We start from the raw sequence: 18,958 nt of genomic DNA, 5'->3' as shown, positions 1-18,958 counted from the left end.
GGTTGAGTGAACACCGACATCAAGGGTGTCTCACAGCATCCTGCGCATCGACTCATAACCGTTTGCGCAAATCAGACTGTGTTCTCACATTCCCGATCAGAGAGAACGACACATGAACATCAAGCGCGTCATCGCCGCAGCTGCGCTCACCGTCGTGCCGCTGACCGCCTCCTCTGCCGCACTGGCCGCTCCGGCCGCTCCGGCCGCTCCTCAGGGGGCGCCGGCCGCTGCCGCCGCGGTTTCCGCCCAGGTGACCACGGAAGGGTCCCAGTACGCCAACACCGTCCTGAACAAGGTCAACGAGCTGCGCAGCAGCCTGGGCCTTCAGCCCGTGACCCGGTACCAGGAGCTGGACTCCGTCGCACAGGACTGGTCCGAGCAGCAGGCGGCCGCCAACAACATGAGTCACCGCCCCGACTTCACGTCGGCCTACCCGGCGGGTTGGACCACCGGCTCTGAGAACGTGGCCTGGCGTACCGCGGGTGGCGACACCGGCGCGCTGATCTTCGACCAGTGGCTCAACTCCCCCGGCCACTACAAGAACATGACGGACCCGAACGTCAACTCCATCGGCATCGGATTCGCCCAGACCTCGGACGGCAAGTGGTACGCCACTCAGAACTTCGCCGCCTACAACGTCAGCAACACGACGCTGACCCAGACGACCAGCACAACCAGCAACACCACCACGACGACCACTAACACCACGACGACGACGACGAACGACACCCCTCCGTCGGACACCCCGGCCCCGCAGCCGACCCCGGAGACCACGTCGTCGACGCCGACCACTGAGACGACTCCTGCGGCTCCGGTCGCTCCTCCGGCGACCGAGACCACCGCCCCCGCGGCCACCCCGACGCCGTCCGCTCCGGCCACCACGACCACCAAGGCCACCACTAAGACCGTCACGGCCACCGGCACCCCGGCCAAGCCGTCCTCGACTCCCGCGGTCGCGGCTCCTCGCACCACCCCGACGAAGTCCGCGCTGGCCACGACTGGTCCGAGCATCGCCGTCGCAGTCGCCGCCGCCGGCCTGCTCGGCACCGGTGCCTTCCTCGTCATGCGTCGCCGCCAGGCCAGCTGACTGAGCTGAAGGCTCCGAGAGAACGCGAGCCGTTTCTCTGACGGGCGCCTGTTGGTCCACTGATCGGTGTGGACCAGCAAGCGCCCGTCTTTACTTCGGTACTGCTCTACCGCCGTTACCCCCAACGAGGCGTCATCCTTGAGAGGATGAGACCGTGAAGCGTCTTCCCCTTGAGCCAGAGCTCCTCGCGCCGCTGCCCGCGGAGATCGATCTACGCCTCGTCGTCACCGACATGGATGGAACCCTCATTGATGGTCAGGGGCGCGTTCCCACCGGGCTGATCGAGGCAGTGGCGGACATGCGAGACGCCGGCGTCGTCTTCGCCCCCGCCTCGGGCAGGCAGCTGGCCAACCTGCGTGCAGTCCTGGGAGCCGCTGTTGACGACTCACCACTCATCGCTGAGAACGGCTCCTTCGTCGTCCATGGCAGTGAGGAGATTCATTCCAACACCATCAGTGCCCGGGATGCCGAGGCCGCCATCACCACGACCCGTCACCTGGCCAGCTCCGGTTACGACGTCGGCGCTGTTGTGGCCTGCAAGCACTGCGCCTACATCGAGCGCTCCGATGCGGCCTTCCTGGAACAGACCAGGTTGTACTACGAGGCACTGGAGATCGTCGAAGACCTCTCCTCCATCCCGCTGGACGAGGTGCTCAAGGTCGCGGTCTTCGACTTCGACGACGTCGAGAACGGTAGTTCCCAGGCACTGACCGCAGCGGTCCCGCACGTGCAGACCGTCGTCTCCGGGATGCACTGGACGGACATGATGTCGGCTCGGGCCTCGAAAGGGCGCGCCCTGGCGGCGCTTCAGGTCAGGCTCGGGATCCTTCCGGAGCAGACGGCCGTCTTCGGCGACTACCTCAACGACCTGGATCTCTACGAGCACGCGGACCTGGGCTTCGCCATGCGCAACGCCCACCCCGGCATCCATGCCGCAGCGGCCTACACGGCACCCTCCAATACCGACGACGGTGTCCTGCGCACGGTCGCAGAGCTGCTCAGGCGTTCACGGAGGCAAGGCTGAAACATGCGGGACGGCCCCGAACCGGTGAGTCCGAGGCCGTTCCGGGAGGTCGTCCACCGGGTTACTGGCCCAGCCACGCCTTCATGCCGCCACTGACGTTGACCAGTTCGCCGGCGTAGCCGGCAGCAATCAGGGCCTCGACCGCCTTGGCGGAGCGCACTCCACCGGCGCAGATCACCGCGGTGGGCCGGGCCGCATCGAGCTCTCCCATCCGGTCGACCACCTGCCCCAGCGGGATGTTGACTGAACCGGGGATCGCCGTGCGCGCGACCTCGTCGGGCTCACGTACGTCAAGGACCACCAAGTCCTCCCCCGCATCAAGCCGACGACGCAGCTCATCGACGCTGACTTCCTTCATCATGTCCTCCTCAAAGGTTGTGGATCGCTGACATAACAGAGCATTCGGCTGGCCTCGCCGGGCTCCACGTTCCGAAAACCGTGCCGCTCATAGAAGCGACGGGCATCGGTGTCGGCCTCGTCGACGCCGAGACGCATCTCGAGCGCGGAGCACAGTCGCACCTGCTCGCGTGCCTGCCCCAGCAGCCGGGAACCGATGCCGCGGCTGCGGCATTCGGGCTGCACATAGAGGTCCTCCAACTCGGCGACCGGCCCATCGCTGTATGGGGTTGGACGCAGTGTCAGGTACGCGAAGCCCACTGCTCGTGGCTGGTCAGCACTGCTGTCCTCGGCCAGGAGGACCAGAACATCCTGACGAGTCAGCATCGTCTGGAACCTGCTGGTGAGCTCCTGCACGGAGGGAGTCGGAGCGTCGAACTCGGTGTTGAAGTCGAACAGGAGCCTTCCGATGCATGGCGCATCCGCTGTGCCTGCCGTACGCACGTGGACGTGCGGTTCTTCTGCATACGGCTCCGCCGCTGAGTGGCTGCGGTGACGCATCGGGCTAGCGACGCAGGCTGCGGTAGCGGGTGATGAGGCCGCGGGTGGAGGCGTCCTGTCCTGAAAGGGCCTCCTCGTCCCCCTGGACGGCGGGGGCGATCTCGAGGGCCAGCTTCTTGCCGAGCTCGACCCCCCACTGGTCGAAGGAGTCGATGCCCCACACGATGCCCTGGGTGAAGGTGATGTGCTCGTAGAGGGCGATGAGCTCTCCGACGACCGCGGGCGTCAGCGCCGGGGCGAGGATCGAGGTGGTCGGCTTGTTGCCGGCGAAGACGCGGGCCGGGACGATCTCCTCGGCGGTGCCCTCGGCACGTACCTCGTCGGCGGTCTTGCCGAAGGCGAGCGCTGCGGTCTGGGCCAGGTAGTTGGACAGGAACAGCTCGTGGACGTCCACTCCCCCGTCCTTGGTGGGGTGAGCGGGGTTGGCCACGGCGATGAAGTCCGCGGGGATGAGCTGGGTGCCCTGGTGAATGAGCTGATAGAAGGCGTGCTGGCCGTTGGTGCCCGGCTCGCCCCAGAAGACCTCGCCGGTCTCAGTGGTCACGGGGCTGCCGTCCCAGCGCACGGACTTGCCGTTGGACTCCATGGTGAGCTGCTGGAGGTAGGCGGGGAAACGGTGCAGGTACTGGGCGTAGGGCAAAACGGCATGGGAGCCGGCCTTGAAGAAGTTGACGTACCAGACGTTGAGCAGGCCCATGAGCATGGGGACGTTCTCGGCCGGAGCCTTGGTGGCGAAGTGCTCGTCGACGGTGTGGAATCCGGAGAGGAAGTCGGCGAAGTTCTCCGGGCCGATGGCCACCGCCAGCACTGTGCCGACGGCCGAGTCCACCGAGTAGCGCCCGCCCACCCAGTTCCAGAACCCGAAGGCGTTGGCCGGGTCGATGCCGAACTCGGCGACCTTGTCCAGGGCGGTGGACACGGCCACGAAGTGCTTGGCGATGGCGCCATCGGTCTCGATGCCCTTGGCCTGGAGGGCGGCCAGGAACCAGTCGCGGGCCATGCGGGCGTTGGTGAGGGTCTCCAGGGTGGTGAAGGTCTTGGAGGCGATGATGAACAGGGTCGTCTCCGGATCGAGGTCCGCGACCTTCTCGGCGCAGTCGGTGGGGTCGATGTTGGAGATGAATCGGCACTTAAGGCCCTTCTGCACGTAGGGCTTGAGGGCCTCGTAGACCATGACAGGGCCGAGGTCGGAGCCGCCGATGCCGATGTTGACCACCGTCTTGATGGGCTTGCCGGTGATGCCGGTCCACTCCCCCGAGCGCACCCGGCGGGCGAAGGCGTAGATCTTCTCCAGGACCTCGTGGACGTCGGCGACGACGTCCTGCCCGTCCACGGTCAGGGAGTCGGTGGCCGGTCGGCGCAGGGCCGTGTGGAGAACGGCGCGGTCCTCGGTGATGTTGATGTGCTCGCCGGCGTACATGGCGCCGCGGCGGCCCGGGACGTCCACCTGCTCGGCCAGCTCGGCCAGGGCGTCGCGAACGTCGTCGGTCAGCAGGTTCTTGGACAGGTCGACGTAGAGGTCTCCCAGCTCGTAGGAGAAGCGCTCGGCGCGCTCGGGATCGTCGGCGAACCAGGCGCGCAGGTCCGGGGTCATGGTGTCGTGGAGCTCGGTGAGGCGCTTCCAGGCGGGCGTGGTGGTGGGATCAACCGGATTCAGCATGGCTACAGTCTATGGGTGTCACAGCCGCGCGCCACTGTCGGGCGCCAACCGTTCCCGTCCTCATGGAGTCCTGATACGGCATGACGCCATCAAGCAGAGCTCCCCCGAGGCTCGAGCCCGCTACCGGTCACTGAGTACCTGACGATCGCTCATGGTCTGCTGTCGGTACTGGCTCGGTGAGAAGCCCAGAACGCGTCGGAAGTCGGCGGTCAGGTGGGCGTGGTCCGCGTAGTCGAGCTCGGCGGCCACCTGTGCAACGGTGACGGACGGATCCTCCCGGAGCCGCTGCGCCGCCTCCTGAAGCCGATAGCGTCTGATCACGGCGAGTGGGGGCAGGCCGATGTACTTCTCACACAGGCGTTGCAGACTTCGGATGGAAAGATCGAGACGTCTCGCCAGCTGATCGACACGCAGAACGCTTCTGTCGGAGGCGACGACATCCTCCATCTTGTTGGCTATGAGCGCCGTCGCTTGTGGCGGCCCAGCATGCTGCGCAACCCAGGCCGCCAGCGCACTGGCGGCACGTTGTCCGCCCGTCGTCGTGTTCATATCTGCCATAGCACCGGCGACCGCGGCGCTCAGGTCAGGGTCCTCCAGCAAGCGATGGGAGTTCCGAATCAGGGACGGCGAGCACAGTGCACCCGCCCCCGCCGGCCTGAGAAGGGCCCCGACGGCCCAGCCCCGACCTTCCAGCTCGCGATAGGAGATACTCGTCGTCGGGCCGTGCAAGGTGATCCCATCCGGCTCGACAACGAGATTACAGGCGGGGAACGGGAGCACTTCCTGCCGATCTCGTTGTCCTGCAGGCAGGTTCCAACGCGGAATCCAGATCCAGCGGACGCGGTCGGCCAGTGCCTCGGAGACAGGCTCGCGATGAAAGGTCGGAAGCCTGGAGGGGTAGAGGATCCCCCGTTGATCAGCGGTCGTCTCGGGCACGGCTCCTCACCTTTCCGGAACTGTCGCGGATCTTCAAGCGGAGGCACCTCCATCGTTCCTACAGTCGTTGGCATGACTACACACAACGTTTCCGGGGCCACTGGACAGTACACGACTGACGGGACTCCGCACGGATTCACCAGCATCACGCCGTTTCTAGCCATTGACGGCGCCGACCGGGCGCTTCGGTTCTACCGTGACGTCCTCGGGGCGCGCATCGTGGACAGTGTGGAGATGGAGGGGTCGATCGTCCACGCGGAGCTCGACTTCGGTCACGGGAGGCTCCAGATCGGTGAACCATCTGCCTTGTCCGGCCTGGTTGCGACTCCGCCGGAGGAGCCGGTCAGCTACTCGATCGGCCTGTACTGCCCGGATGTCGACACCGCCGTTGAGCGAGCCACTGCCGCCGGAGCGACCTTGCTGGAGTCGCCCGACACCTTCGTGTCCGGGGACAGGTTCGCCTCCATTCGCGATCCCTTCGGCGTGCGGTGGTCGATCATGACCCGGGTCGAGGACCTGTCCGAGGAGGAGAGCGCCGCCCGTGTTACCGCGTGGGCCAAGGAGCAGACCGCTGCCGGCGACTGAACGCCTCTGGGGCTCAGCGCCGTTGACGCTTCTCGCGTACGCGCACCCCGATCTGGATGGGGGTGCCTGTGAAGCCGAACTCCTCGCGCAGGCGGCGCTCGATGAAGCGCCGGTATCCGGCGTCGAGGAAACCGGTAGTGAAGATGACGATCCGGGGCGGGGCCACCTGAACCTGGGTGGCGAAGAGGATGCGGGGCTGCTTGCCGCCGCGCACCGGGTGCGGGGTGGCCGACTGCAGCTGGCCCAGGAATCCGTTGAGCCGGCCCGTGGGCACACGTGTGGTCCAGCCCTCCAGGGCGGCGTCGAGGGCGCGCACGAGCCGGTTGGTGTGCCATCCGGTCCGGGCGGCCAGGTTGATGTGGGGGGCCCAGGAGACGTGGGCCAGGTCGTGCTCGACCTCCCACAGAAGCATCTTCTGACGCTCCTCGTCCACCAGGTCCCACTTGTTGTTGACCAGCACCAGGGCGCGGCCGGCGTCGACGGCCTGCTGGACGACGCGTACGTCCTGCTCACTGATCGGCTCGGAGGCGTCCAGGAGGACGACGGCGACCTCGGCCTTGTCGATGGCGCCCTGCGTGCGCAGCACCGCGTAGTAGTCGGCGCCCCGTGACTGCTTGACGCGCCGGCGGATCCCTGCGGTGTCGACGAAGACCCACTGACGCCCGTCGAGCTCAATGATCTCGTCGACCGGGTCACGGGTGGTGCCCGCGATCTCGTTGACGACGACGCGTTCCCTTCCCGCGATGGAGTTCAGCAGCGAGGACTTGCCGACATTGGGCCGCCCCACGAGGGCGATGCGGTGCAGGTCCCCCTCCGGCGCCGCAGAGGCCACGGCGGAGACCTCCGGGAGGATCTCCATGACGGCGTCGAGGACTTCGCCGCTACCCCGGCCGTGCAGGGCCGAGACCGGGAAGGGCTCGCCCAACCCCAGGTTCCACAGAGCAGCGGCGTCCCCCTCCTGCGCCGGGGAGTCGACCTTGTTGGCGGCCAGGACCACCGGCTTGCCGCTGCGACGCAGCATCCGCACCACGCGGGCGTCGGTCTCGGTGATGCCGACCTGGGCGTCGACGACGAGCAGGACGGCGTCGGCCATCTCGACGGCGACCTCGGCCTGGGTGGCCACGGCGGCGTCGAGGCCGGCCACGTCCACCTCCCAGCCGCCGGTGTCGACGATGGTGAAGCGGCGCCCGGCCCACTCCGCCGGGTAGGAGACCCGGTCGCGGGTGACACCGGGGGTGTCCTGGACGACGGCCTCGCGACGCCCCAGGACCCGGTTGACCAGCGTCGACTTGCCCACGTTGGGCCGGCCGACGACGGCCAGGACCGGCAGTCCGGGCTCGACGCTGTCACCGGTGGGCAGGCCCCCGTCGGCCTCCAGGAGGGCGAGGTCCTCCTCATCGAGCTCGTAGTCGGCCAGTCCGGCGCGCATGGCCTGGGCCCGCAGGTCCTCCTCGGCGTCCCGCTGGGCAGCGGCGTCAGCGGCCTCCTCCACCAGGTCCAGGACCCGTTCGACGGACTGCTCCAGGGTCATCTCCGAGGTGTCCACCAGGGTGACGCCCTCGGGTGCGGTGAGGAACTGGGAGACCGTGGCGTCATCACGGTCGCGGCGCACCACCTGGTCGCGCAGGGCTGCGGCGTCGATCTGCTCGCCTGCGGCCTCCAGGTCCCCGGCGCGGCGTGCCAGACGGGCCTCCTCCGAGGCGGTCACCAGCAGACGGGCATCGGCGTCCGGCGCTATGACGGTGGTGATGTCCCGCCCCTCGGCCACGATGCCGGCGCCCTCGGAGAAGGCCCCAGTGTGCCCGGTCGCCTCGAAGCGGATGATCTCGCGCTGGCGGCGCGCCAGCTCGGCGCGCACCTCGAGGTTGGTGGCGACCTTGGAGACGACTGTGGCGATGTGCGGGTCGCGGATCGCGGTCGATACATCCGTTCCGTCCACGGTGAAGGTGGGGTGCTCGGGATCCAGACCCATGTGCAGCGGCATCGCGGCGACGGCCTCGGCGGCGGCGGCCCCATCGTCCAGGTCGACGCCCTCGTGCTCGCACCACCAGGCGGCGGCCCGGTACATGGCACCGGTGTCCAGGTAGGCCAGTCCCAGCTCGGCGGCGACGCGCCGGGAGACGGTGGACTTGCCCGATCCGCTTGGTCCGTCGATCGCAACGACGATTCCCATGGTGCCCTCCATCAGGGTCCGATTCCGGTGATGAACTGGGCCAAGCGTCCCACACTCCAGCGCGATACTGCGGATCAGACCCCCATGAGTACTGACACAGGCAGGCCTCACCACCAACGGATTAACCGGCTTCAGCCAGCGACGACGCGCCAGCCCTGGGTGTCCAGCGCCTCCTCCAGCCGTTGAGCGACCGCCGGCAGGACGGAGATGAGGGCGATGCCGGCGCTCTGCCCGGCCGAGTGCTCCAGGGAGAAGTCCTCGATGTTGACACCGGCGGCTCCAACGTCGGACAAGAGCCTGCCCAGCTCGCCGGCGGCGTCGGGTACCAGCACCTGGACCTCGGTGTAGCGGCGCGGCGCCCCACCGTGCTTACCGGGGATCCGCGCTCGGCCGACGTTTCCCCGGGTCATGAGGTCGGTGACCGCACCGACGGCCCCGGGAGCGGCAACACGCGCCGCTCCCGGGCCTGTGTGCTCCGGGCCGTCCGGATCGCGGGTGGCCGCCTCGATCCCCGTGATCAGAGCACTGAGATCATCACTGATCCGGCGCAGCAGGTCGGTCACGGGCCCCGCATTACCCACGATGATGGCGGACCACAACCTGGGGTCCGAGGCAGCGATCCGCGTGACGTCACGAAGTCCTTGCCCCGACAGGGCCAGGGCCCCCTCCCCCAGCTCCTCCAGGCGAGCGGCCACGAGCGAGGAGACGAGCTGGGGCATGTGGGACACGGCGGCGACGGCGGCATCGTGCTCCACCGCACCCATGCGCACCGGGCTGGCGCCCACATCGACCGCCAGATTCCTGATGACCAGCTCCGCCTGCGGATCCGAGTCCTGACCAACCACCACCCAGGGGCGCCCGGCGAAGAGGTCGGAGTCAGCGGCGCCGGCACCCGAGCGCTCCCGACCCGCCATCGGGTGGGAGCCGACGTACCTGCGCGCCTGCGCTCCCGCACGGGCCCGAACCTCGGCGACGACCCGTTCCTTGACCGAGGCGACGTCAGTGACCACCGCATTCGGGTGGGCACTCAGCTGCGCGACGACGACGTCGGCGGTCACGTCGGGGGGCGTGGCCACGACGATGACCCGCGGCTCGGAACTGTCCTTCCCGTGGAGCGTTCCCGCCCCCATGTCTCGGGCCAGGGCCAGGGACGTGGGTGAGGTGTCGGAGAGCTGCACCTCGACACCCGCCGCCCGCAGCGCCAGGGCGAGCGAGGTTCCCAGCAGTCCTGTACCAACGATGAGTACCGGCCCACGCGTGGACACCGACGTCAGCGGCTCGGGAGTGTTCACAGACCGACCTCCTGCTGCAGCGCGGCGATCTCCTCGCCGGTGAGGGTGCGGGTCTCACCGGGGCGCAGGTTACCCAGCCGCAGAGGTCCCAGCCTGGTGCGCGCCAGACGCGTCACAGGGTGGCCAACGGCGTCCAGCATGCGCCGCACGATACGGTTCTTGCCGGAGTGGAGAGTGATCTCGACGATGGAGCCACGTGGTCCGGAGTCCTTGACGGTGACTCGGTCCGCCTTGGCCTCACCGTCCTCCAGCTCGATGCCCCGCCGCAGCTTGCGTGGGACCCAGGGCTCGACCTGTCCCTCGACGATGGCAACATAGGTCTTGGCGATCTCGAAGCTGGGGTGCATGAGCCTGTGGGAGAGCTCGCCGTCGTTGGACAGCAGAAGCAGCCCCTCGGTCTCGGTGTCGAGGCGGCCGACGTGAACCAGGCGCAGTGAGTCGGGAAGCTCGGGGTGCTCGGCCAGGTAGTCGCGTCCGTACTGGGCCACGGTCGGACGGCCCTCGGGGTCCTCCATAGTGGTGACGACCCCGGCCGGCTTGTGGAGCATGAGAGTGATGAGCTCGGGGTTGGTAAGGATCCGGCTGCCGTCGACACGGATCTCCTGTGTCAGCGGGTTCACCCTGACGCCAACCTCGGTGACGGTGATGCCGTCGATGCTGACGCGGCCGTTGGCGATGAGCTGCTCGCAGGCGCGGCGTGAGGCGACTCCTGCGTGGGCGAGGACCTTCTGCAGCCGCTGTCCGGAGGCGACGTGCGGGTCGTCCTGGCCGCCCTTGGTGGCGCGCTCACGCATGGCGAGCAGATGGGACTCCTCGTCCTCGTCGATGGCCTCGGCGTCGAAGGCGGCCAGGTCGGCGGCGTCGGTCTTCTCGTCCAGTTCCTCGAGATCGTCCTCGTCGTAGAACTCCTGCGCCCCGAAGTCGCTGTGGGGTACGGACTCGGTTCGGGCGTGGCGGTTCCTCGGGGTCATGGGGTCCTCCTACCGGCCATCTCATCGGCCTGTTCGACGATCTCCCCCAGTGCCTCAGCACGGGGAAGGTAGGGAGCCAAGGGTGGCAGCTCGTCCAGGGAGTCGATTCCCAGGTACTCCAGGAACTCTCCCGTGGTCCGGTACAGGATCGCACCGGAGGTCTCGGCGCCGGCCTCCTCGATGAGGCCGCGGGCGTGCAGGGTGCGCATGACACCGTCGACATTGACACCACGGATCTCCGCGACGCGCCCCCGAGTGACCGGCTGCCGGTAGGCGACGACGGCCAGTGTCTCCAGAGCGGCCTGGCTCAACCGTGCGGTGGCGCCACCGATGATGAACTGCTCGACGAGGTCGGCGTGCTCGGGCACGGAGGCGAAGCGCCACCCGCCCGCCGCACGTCGCAGAAGGAATCCGTGAGGCCGGGTGCCGGGCGCCTCTCCCCGGTACTCGGCAGCCAGGCCCTCGAGCAGCTCCTCGCAGACGCTCTCCTCGACGCCGAGGGCCTCGGCGATCGCAGTGGTGGTCACCGGTTCATCGGCAACAATGAGGATGGCCTCAGCGGCGCTGCGCAGCTGAGGCTCTGCGGCCTCGCTCATGCGAATTCCTCCTCGAGCTCAGTGAGGTTCTTGGAGGTCATCATGCCGGTCAGATCGTCCTGGCCGCCGCACCAGGTCACGGTGATCTCGCCCATGGCCTCGGGCTGGTCCAGCTCAGCGCTGCCCTGCCGGTGGAGAATGAGCAGAGCCAGGAACCGAGCCACCACGACGGCGGTACGCTCGGCGTCCTCAATGATCTGGGCGAAGGTCAGGGTTCCGTGACGGCGCAGCCTGAGGGCGATGAGGTTCAGCTGTTCCCCGACCGGTACCCGCTCGTGAAGGTGGACGGTCTGGACACCTGGATCCGTGGGACGGGTGAAGGCTCCGACCGCCAGCCGCGTCAGCTCCTCTGGAGTGATGGTGGCCACGAGCCTGGGCAGTAACGCCGCCAGATGCGGTTCCAGGGCGACGATGCGAGGGTGGCTGCGTGCGGAGGTCTCCGCCCGGTGACGGAAGGCCGCTGCGGCCTCTTTGAAGGCCCGGTACTGCAGGAGCCGGGCGAAGAGCAGGTCACGGGCCTCGAGCAGCTCGAGGTCGGGCTCCTCCTCATCCTCGTCATGAGGCAGAAGGCGGTGTGCCTTGAGAGCCAGGAGGGTGGAGGCCACGACGATGAACTCCGATGCGCGCCCCAGGTCCCAGTCCGAGCGCATGTGGGCGATGAAGTCATCGGTCACCTCGGCCAGCGCCAGCTCGGTGACGTCCAGCCTTTTGCGGGCGATGAGGCTCAGAAGCAGGTCGAAGGGCCCCTCGAACTGGGGCAGCGTGACACTGAATCCGGGCAGCCGGGGCGGCCCCTGCTCCTCCGGCTCAGGCGACATCGCCGCGGGCGATGACCTCGCGGGCAAGCCGGCGGTAGGCGTCCGCGCCGGGGTGGGAGGGCGCGTAGCTGGTGATCGGCTCATTGGCCACGGAGGCGTCCGGGAACTTGATCGTGCGCCGGATGCGCGTGTCGAAGAGCTGCTCACCGAAGGCCTGCTCCAGGCGCTCGAGCACCTCTCGTGAGTGCAGGGTACGGGAGTCCACCATGGTGGCGAGGATGCCGTCGATCTCCAGGGTGGCGTTGAGACGGTCCTTGACCCGCTCGACGGTCTCCACCAGGAGCGCCACCCCGCGCAGGGCGAAGAACTCGGTCTCCAGCGGGATGATGACGCCGTGGGAGGCCGTCAGGGCGTTGATGGTCAGCAGCCCGAGCGAGGGCTGGCAGTCCACGAGGATCACGTCGTACTCGTCGAGCACTGGACGCAGCACCCGCTTGAGGGCCTGCTCGCGGGCGACCTCGTTGACGAGCTGGACCTCTGCGGCGGACAGGTCGATGTTGGCCGGGACGATGTCCAGACCCTCCACCGTGGTCTCGTGGATGACCGTGCGAATGTCCGGACGACTGGCGACGAGCAGGTCATAGATGGTGGAGTCGAGCTCATGGGCGTTGATGCCCAGGCCGGCCGATGCCGCTCCCTGGGGGTCGAAGTCGACGATAAGGACCCTGCGCCCCAGCTCGGCCAGAGCCGCTCCGAGGTTGATCGTCGTCGTGGTCTTTCCGACGCCGCCCTTCTGGTTGCACATGGAGATGACCCGAGCGGGTCCGTGCGACTCCAGCGGCGCGGGAACGGGGAAGTCCTTCTCCTCGCTCTCTTCGGTGCCGGGGTTGTCGATCAGGCCTGGCTGGATGGAGTCATTCACGTCATCCAGCCTAGTCGAAAGCCGACCGACATCGCCCAGTTCAGACAGGACACGCCAGAGAACAGCCCAGGCAGGTCCCTGCTTTCAGGCGTAGCCCGGTGCGCACCCAGGCTTCCCACACTGAGAACCGGGAGCACGACCTGCGGTGATGCGCTCGTTGATCAGGCCAGCGCCCGCGGGTGACTGGTGGCGTAGACCTCCCGCAGGTGGTCAACGGTGACCTTCGTGTAGATCTGGGTGGTGGTGACCGAGGCGTGTCCGAGCATCTCCTGGACGACACGGACGTCGGCCCCTCCTGCCAGCAGATGCGTGGCGAAGGAGTGGCGCAGGGTGTGGGGGGAGATGCGCCGCTCGTCGGCGGAGTCCACCCCGATGAGCCCGGCCCGTTCAGCGGCCTGCCGCAGGACGGCCCAGGCACTCTGCCGGCTCAGGGGCCTGCCCAGGGTGTTGAGGAAGACCTGCGGCACTCCCCTGCCCTTCTCGGCCAGGACCGGTCGGCCTCGCACCAGGTAGGCGTCCAGCGCCTCCCAGGCGTAGGCCCCCATGGGAACCACGCGTTCCTTGCGTCCTTTGCCGAACAGCCGCAGCAGCCGGGAGTCGGTGTCGAGGTCGTCGACGACGAGACCCACCGCCTCGGAGATGCGGGCGCCAGTGGCATAGAGGACCTCGAGCAGGGCCCGATCGCGCAGACTCACCGGAGAGTCATCGACGCCTGCGGCCTCCAGGAGGAGACGGACCTCCTCAATGCCCAGGGCCTTGGGCAGGCGTCTTCCGGGTTGGGGAGGGCGCACGGTGGCCGAGGGATCCTGGGAGGTGGTGCCCTCGGCCATGAGGAACTTGTGCCAGCCGCGCACTGCGGTCACGGTTCTGGATGCCGACGACGACGCCAGCGGGCGGGCGCCGTCGGATCCGGTGCGCAGGACCTCGAGGAAACCAGCCACGTCATTGCGGCTCACCTCCTGCGGGGCTGAGATGCCGGCGCTTCTCAGGTAACGCAGGTAACGGCCGAGGTCGCGCTCGTAGGCACTCAGGGTGTGGGGGCTCAGCCCGCGTTCGACACGCAGGTGGGCGAGGTAGCCGCGTAGCCCCCGGTCCAGGACGTCGCCACGCGGATCGGGGGTGGTGTCGACGGCTGGATCCGTCGTGTGCGCAGTGCTCGTCAGAATCCGCCGACGCTCAGCCGAGCTTGGCGACCAGGCCGAGCCCGACGATCGTGATCGTCCAGATGACGGCCACGGCCACCGTGATGCGGTCGAGGTTGCGCTCGGCCACGCCGGAGGACCCGGCCGAGGAGGAGATACCGCCTCCGAACATATCCGACAGACCGCCGCCCTTACCCTTGTGCAGGAGGATCGACATGATGAGGAAGAAGCTCGAGAGGACGAGCAGCACCTGAAGGACGATACGCACTACGTTCACGTCACGTTCCCTTCGTTGTTGGTTCCGTCTTGCTGCGGGGGCCTCACGCTCCGGCTGGGTCCGGCGCGACTCCCGACAGGGTCCGCGCCCCCACCTGTCCGCCTGGCAGTCTACCTGCAACGTGCAGGGTCCCGGACACCTCGCGATGTGAGGTGTCCGGGACCCGGACGGTGAGCGGTGAGACGCTACGGGGACGTGATCGCTCGCCTCCTCCGTCGCGGCTCGGGCCGCTCAGGCGTAGAAGTTCGCCATGGCGGCGAAGGAGTCCGCCTTGAGGGAGGCTCCGCCGACGAGCGCGCCGTCGACGTCGGGCTGGGCCATGAGCTCCTTGATGTTGTCGGGCTTGGCGGAACCGCCGTAGAGGATGCGGGTGGCGTCAGCGGTGGCGTCACCGTAGTCGGCGCGCAGGGCCTCGCGGATCGCTCCGCACACCTCTTGGGCGTCCTCGGCGGTGGCGGTCTCGCCGGTGCCGATGGCCCAGATGGGCTCGTAGGCGATGACGATCTTGGCAACGTCCTCTCCGCTCCATCCTTCAAGGGCGGCGCGGATTTGCCCCAGGACGAAGTCGACGTGGGTACCCGCCTTGCGGATCTCGAGGGCCTCGCCGCAGCACAGGATGGGGGTCATACCGGCGTCGAGCACTTTGCGGGCCTTAGCGCCCACGAGGGCGTCGGACTCGCCGTGGTACTCACGGCGCTCGGAGTGGCCCATGACCACGTAGCTGACGCCGAGCTTGGTGAGCATCTCGGTGGAGATCTCACCGGTGTAGGCGCCGTTGTCGTGGATGGAGACGTCCTGGGCGCCGTACTTGATGCTCAGGGAGTCGGCCTCGACGATGGTCTGCACGGTGCGGATGTCCGTGAAGGGCGGGATCACAAGGACCTCGCACTTGGTGTAGTCGTGATCGCGGTCCTTGAGCTCCATGGCCAGGCCCTGGACGAGATGGTTGGCCTCGAGGTGGTCGAGGTTCATCTTCCAGTTGCCCGCCATGAGCGGGGTGCGGTTACTCATCTGGGTTGCCTTCCTTCAGTCGTTGAGCACTGCGATACCGGGCAGGGTCTTGCCCTCGAGGAGCTCGAGGGAGGCGCCTCCACCGGTGGAGATGTGGGAGAACGTGGCCTCATCGAAGCCGAGCGTGCGCACGGCGGCGGCGGAGTCGCCACCGCCGATGACGGAGAAGGCGTCGGACTCGGAGATCGCCTTGGCCACTGCCTTGGTGCCCTCAGCGAAGGCCGGGAACTCGAAGACGCCCATGGGGCCGTTCCACACCACGGTCTTGGAGGTGGCGATGGCGTCAGCGAAGAGCTGTCGCGTCTCAGGGCCGATGTCCAGACCCATCTGGTCGGCGGGCAGCCCGTCGGCGGGCACCACAGTGGCCGGGGCGTCCGAGGCGAAGGCGGGGGCCACGACGGTGTCAACGGGCAGCAGCAGCTCGACGCCGTTGGCCTTGGCGATCTCCAGGTAGCCCTTGACGGTGTCGATCTGGTCCTTCTCCAGCAGGGAGGTGCCCACCTCGTGGCCCTGGGCGGCCAGGAAGGTGTAGGCCATGCCGCCGCCGATGAGGAGGCGGTCGGCCTTGCCCAGCAGGTTGGAGATGACGCCGAGCTTGTCGGAGACCTTGGAGCCACCGAGCACCACGGTGTAGGGGCGCTCGGGGTTGTTGACGGCGCGTCCCAGGGACTCGATCTCCTTGACGACGAGCAGACCGGCGGCGGAGGGCAACAACTTGGCGACGTCGTAGACGGAGGCCTGCTTGCGGTGCACGACGCCGAAGCCGTCGGAGACGAAGACGTCGGCCAGAGCGGCGAGCTCGGCGGCGAAGGCCTCGCGCTCGGTGTCGTCCTTGGAGGTCTCGGCGGCGTTGAACCGCACGTTCTCCAGCAGGACGATCTCACCGTCACCGGCTGCTGCGACGGCGGCCTTGGCGGACTCGCCCACGGTGTCCTCGGCGAGGGTCACCTTGACGCCGGTGACCTCGGCGAGACGCTTGGCGACGGGAGCCAGGGAGTAGTCGGGGTTGACCTGCCCCTTGGGGCGTCCCAGGTGGGCGGTGATGATCACCTTGGCGCCGGCGTCGAGCAGGGTGCGCAGGGTGGGCAGAGCGGCCTGGATACGGCCGTCGTCGGTGATGTTCTTGTCGGCGTCCAGCGGCACGTTGAAGTCGGAGCGGACCAGGACTCGCTTGCCCTTGAGGTCGCCCAGGGACTCGATGGTCTTCATGAAGCCTCTCATCGGTTGTGGGTGATGGTGTGGGTGTGGGAAGGACGGCGCCCGCGCACGCATAGCGTGGCGCGGGCGCCGTCTTCTAGAGAGTCATGCTCTCGGTCTGGTCTCAGGCGAGCTTGGAGCCGACCAGAGCGGTCAGGCGGACCAGGGCGTTGGAGTAGCCCCACTCGTTGTCGTACCAGGAGAGGACCTTGACGAGGTTGCCGATGACCTTGGTCTCGGTGGCGTCGAAGATCGAGGTGTGCGGGTTGCCCACGATGTCGGTGGAGACGATCGGGTCCTCGGTGTACTCGAGAACGCCCTTGAGCTCACCCTCGGCGGCGGCCTTGACGGCGGCCTTGACGGCCTCGACGGAGACCTCCTTCTCGGCGATGAAGGTCAGGTCGGTCAGCGAGCCGGTCGGGGTGGGGACGCGCACGGCCAGACCGTCGAACTTGCCCTTGAGTGCGGGAAGGACGAGGGCCACGGCCTGAGCGGCACCGGTCTTGGTGGGGATCATGTTCAGCGCGGCGGCGCGGGCACGGCGCAGGTCGCTGTGCGGGGCGTCGAGGACGCGCTGGTCACCCGTGTAGGAGTGGATGGTGGTCATGATGCCGCGCTCGATGCCGAAGTTCTCGTGGAGAACCTTGGCCAGGGGGGCGAGGCAGTTGGTGGTGCACGAGGCGTTGGACACGATGTTCATCGTGGCGTTGTCGTAGTCGCCCTCGTTGACACCCATGACAAAGGTGCCGTCGACGTTCTTGGCGGGAGCGGAGATGACGACCTTCTTGGCGCCACCGTCGAGGTGGGCCTTGGCCTTCTCGCCGTCGGTGAAGAAGCCGGTGGACTCCACGACGACCTCGACGCCCAGGTCGCCCCAGGGCAGGTCGGCGGGGTTGCGCTGAGCGAGCACCTTGATGTGCTTGCCGTTGACGGTGATGCCATCCTCGTCGTAGGAGACCTCGCCGTTGAAACGACCGAGGATCGAGTCGTACTTGAGCAGGTGGGCCAGGGTCTTGTTGTCCGTCAGGTCGTTGACGGCGACAACCTCGATGTCAGCGCCCTGCTCGAGGGCGGCACGGAAGAAGTTGCGGCCGATCCGGCCGAAGCCGTTAATACCAACGCGGGTGGTCACTTTGTGTCCTCCTAGTGCGCCGGTTGGCGGCGCACGGTTGCTGGGCTCTTCTCACACATGGCGTGTGCTCCGGAACTTCTTCAGCTCAGATCCGATTCAGCTCCGGCACGGCCGAGTCTAGTCACACTGGGCAGGCGCTGGGAGTCGCCGACCACGCCACGGGCGAACACTGTGATGCACAAGCCAGCCCACACGGGGACCAATGACCATCGGCCACCCCTGAGGCAAGGACAGAGGTCCCATCTTGGCTCAGGGTTCGAGCATCTCCTGGGTGAGAACCGACTCAGTGTCGGGGATGCCCAGCTCATGAGCCTGCTTGTCCGCCATGGCGAGGAGCCGGCGGATACGCCCGGCGACGGCGTCCTTGGTCAGCTGCGGGTCGGAGAGCTGCCCGAGCTCCTCCAGGGACGCCTGCTTGTGTGCGATGCGCAAGCGGCCGGCCTGAAGCAGGTGGGCGGGGACATCGTCCCCGAGGATCTCGAAGGCGCGTTCGACCCGGGCCCCCGAGGCCACAGCGGCACGGGCGGAACGACGCAGGTTGGCGTCGTCGAAGTTGGCCAGACGGTTGGCGGTCCCCCGCGACTCGCGCCGGGATCGACGCTCGGCCCACACCTTGAAGGCCTCCGGCGCCCCCATCCGCTCCAGGAGGACACCAATGGCCTCGCCGTCACGAACGACGACGCGGTCGGCCCCACGTACCTCTCGGGCCTTGGCGGAGATGTCGAAGCGCCGCGCAGCCCCGACAAGGGCCAGTGCTGCCTCCGAACCGGGGCAGGTGACCTCCAAGGAGGAGGACCGGCCGGGCTCGGTCAGGGAACCGCGGGCCAGGAAGGCTCCGCGCCAGGCGGCAGCGGCGGCGTTGCGCCCGCCCTGGATGACGGCCACCGGCATGCCTCGCACTGGTCGGCCTCGGTCGTCGACCAGCCCAGACAGCCGGGCCAGGTCCTTGCCCCGCTGCGTCACTCGCAGCACGTAGCGGGATCCTCTGTGCAGGGATCCGCCCTGGACCACCATGACCTCGGGCTCCATCCCGTAGAGCTCCTTGAGGTGCTGGTGCAGTCGGCGCACGGCTCCTCCGTGGTCGAGCTCGGCCTCGACAACGATGCGCCCGGAGACGATATGGAGCCCTCCGGCGAAGCGCAGCATCGCGGAGACCTCCGCCCGTCGTTGGGCGGCGTTCTCAGTAGCGACGAGCGCAAGCTCATCCTTGACGGTGACCGTCAGCGACATGGGCGGGCTCCTCGTGGTCGGGGTTCGTGATTCAGTATGGGTGGAATGGTTGACGCTGCGGCCGTTGC

At 67.9% G+C, this 18,958-nt stretch carries 19 protein-coding genes; 3 read left to right on the top strand and 16 right to left on the bottom strand.

The window, feature by feature from the left end; all coding sequences use genetic code 11:
• The first annotated feature begins 112 nt into the window (after positions 1 to 112).
• Both RIV12_RS00540 and RIV12_RS00535 read left to right on the top strand, forming a co-directional pair.
• Positions 113 to 1,087 carry a CAP domain-containing protein gene (locus tag RIV12_RS00540; protein WP_075417555.1) on the top strand — a complete coding sequence of 325 codons (975 nt, stop codon included), beginning with the start codon at positions 113 to 115 and terminating at the stop codon, positions 1,085 to 1,087.
• A gap of 154 nt (positions 1,088 to 1,241) precedes the next feature.
• Positions 1,242 to 2,111: an HAD family hydrolase gene (locus RIV12_RS00535; RefSeq protein WP_075417556.1), complete on the top strand. Its 870-nt coding sequence runs from the start codon at positions 1,242 to 1,244 to the stop codon at positions 2,109 to 2,111.
• Positions 2,112 to 2,172: 61 nt separating this feature from the next.
• Here the strand turns inward: RIV12_RS00535 and RIV12_RS00530 are convergent, their stop codons facing one another.
• The 4 genes from RIV12_RS00530 to RIV12_RS00515 form a co-directional block, all read right to left on the bottom strand.
• A complete protein-coding gene (locus tag RIV12_RS00530) occupies positions 2,173 to 2,469 on the bottom strand; it encodes a rhodanese-like domain-containing protein (protein ID WP_256695465.1) in 297 nt (98 codons plus the stop codon).
• Complete coding sequence (locus tag RIV12_RS00525; protein WP_075417558.1) at positions 2,469 to 3,008, bottom strand: GNAT family N-acetyltransferase; 540 nt, start codon at positions 3,006 to 3,008, stop codon at positions 2,469 to 2,471. The genes RIV12_RS00530 and RIV12_RS00525 overlap by 1 nt, the downstream gene beginning before the upstream one ends.
• A gap of 4 nt (positions 3,009 to 3,012) precedes the next feature.
• A complete protein-coding gene (gene pgi, locus RIV12_RS00520) occupies positions 3,013 to 4,668 on the bottom strand; it encodes a glucose-6-phosphate isomerase (RefSeq protein WP_075417559.1) in 1,656 nt (551 codons plus the stop codon).
• Between the two features lie 120 nt (positions 4,669 to 4,788).
• Positions 4,789 to 5,604 carry a helix-turn-helix domain-containing protein gene (locus tag RIV12_RS00515; protein WP_010615181.1) on the bottom strand — a complete coding sequence of 272 codons (816 nt, stop codon included), beginning with the start codon at positions 5,602 to 5,604 and terminating at the stop codon, positions 4,789 to 4,791.
• 72 nt (positions 5,605 to 5,676) lie between these two features.
• Between RIV12_RS00515 and RIV12_RS00510 the strand changes: the two genes are divergently transcribed.
• Positions 5,677 to 6,189: a VOC family protein gene (locus tag RIV12_RS00510; protein WP_075417560.1), complete on the top strand. Its 513-nt coding sequence runs from the start codon at positions 5,677 to 5,679 to the stop codon at positions 6,187 to 6,189.
• Between the two features lie 13 nt (positions 6,190 to 6,202).
• Here the strand turns inward: RIV12_RS00510 and der are convergent, their stop codons facing one another.
• The 12 genes from der to whiA all read right to left on the bottom strand — a co-directional run bounded on the left by der (position 6,203) and on the right by whiA (position 18,890).
• Positions 6,203 to 8,362: a bifunctional cytidylate kinase/GTPase Der gene (gene der / locus RIV12_RS00505; protein ID WP_075417636.1), complete on the bottom strand. Its 2,160-nt coding sequence runs from the start codon at positions 8,360 to 8,362 to the stop codon at positions 6,203 to 6,205.
• 131 nt (positions 8,363 to 8,493) lie between these two features.
• A complete protein-coding gene (locus RIV12_RS00500; protein WP_075417561.1) occupies positions 8,494 to 9,654 on the bottom strand; it encodes a prephenate dehydrogenase in 1,161 nt (386 codons plus the stop codon).
• Complete coding sequence (locus tag RIV12_RS00495) at positions 9,651 to 10,625, bottom strand: pseudouridine synthase (protein ID WP_075417562.1); 975 nt, start codon at positions 10,623 to 10,625, stop codon at positions 9,651 to 9,653. The genes RIV12_RS00500 and RIV12_RS00495 overlap by 4 nt, the downstream gene beginning before the upstream one ends.
• Entirely contained in the window at positions 10,622 to 11,221 is a 600-nt protein-coding gene (scpB, locus tag RIV12_RS00490; protein ID WP_075417563.1) for an SMC-Scp complex subunit ScpB, read from the bottom strand. Before scpB ends, RIV12_RS00495 begins: the two co-directional genes overlap by 4 nt.
• A complete protein-coding gene (locus RIV12_RS00485; protein WP_075417564.1) occupies positions 11,218 to 12,039 on the bottom strand; it encodes a segregation and condensation protein A in 822 nt (273 codons plus the stop codon). Before RIV12_RS00485 ends, scpB begins: the two co-directional genes overlap by 4 nt.
• The gene (locus RIV12_RS00480) at positions 12,029 to 12,901 is read right to left on the bottom strand and encodes a ParA family protein (RefSeq protein ID WP_075417565.1); all 873 of its coding nucleotides are present in this window, start codon (positions 12,899 to 12,901) and stop codon (positions 12,029 to 12,031) included. The genes RIV12_RS00485 and RIV12_RS00480 overlap by 11 nt, the downstream gene beginning before the upstream one ends.
• A gap of 161 nt (positions 12,902 to 13,062) precedes the next feature.
• Positions 13,063 to 13,998, bottom strand: a complete 936-nt coding sequence (locus RIV12_RS00475; protein ID WP_081380026.1) for a site-specific tyrosine recombinase XerD — start codon at positions 13,996 to 13,998, stop codon at positions 13,063 to 13,065.
• Between the two features lie 79 nt (positions 13,999 to 14,077).
• On the bottom strand, positions 14,078 to 14,320 hold the full coding sequence (gene secG / locus RIV12_RS00470) for a preprotein translocase subunit SecG (protein ID WP_060957940.1): 243 nt from the start codon (positions 14,318 to 14,320) through the stop codon (positions 14,078 to 14,080).
• Positions 14,321 to 14,551: 231 nt separating this feature from the next.
• On the bottom strand, positions 14,552 to 15,331 hold the full coding sequence (gene tpiA / locus RIV12_RS00465; protein WP_075417567.1) for a triose-phosphate isomerase: 780 nt from the start codon (positions 15,329 to 15,331) through the stop codon (positions 14,552 to 14,554).
• Positions 15,332 to 15,346: 15 nt separating this feature from the next.
• Positions 15,347 to 16,540: a phosphoglycerate kinase gene (locus RIV12_RS00460; protein ID WP_075417568.1), complete on the bottom strand. Its 1,194-nt coding sequence runs from the start codon at positions 16,538 to 16,540 to the stop codon at positions 15,347 to 15,349.
• A 112-nt stretch (positions 16,541 to 16,652) separates the two neighbouring features.
• Entirely contained in the window at positions 16,653 to 17,660 is a 1,008-nt protein-coding gene (gene gap / locus RIV12_RS00455) for a type I glyceraldehyde-3-phosphate dehydrogenase (protein WP_075417569.1), read from the bottom strand.
• Positions 17,661 to 17,909: 249 nt separating this feature from the next.
• Positions 17,910 to 18,890, bottom strand: a complete 981-nt coding sequence (gene whiA, locus RIV12_RS00450; RefSeq protein WP_075417570.1) for a DNA-binding protein WhiA — start codon at positions 18,888 to 18,890, stop codon at positions 17,910 to 17,912.
• Positions 18,891 to 18,958: the final 68 nt, after the last annotated feature.

Source organism: Actinomyces stomatis (assembly GCF_031292835.1).
Classification (GTDB): domain Bacteria; phylum Actinomycetota; class Actinomycetes; order Actinomycetales; family Actinomycetaceae; genus Actinomyces; species Actinomyces stomatis.
The sequence above is the reverse complement of the archived record's forward strand: the minus strand, read 5'-3'. Positions and strand labels throughout refer to the sequence as shown.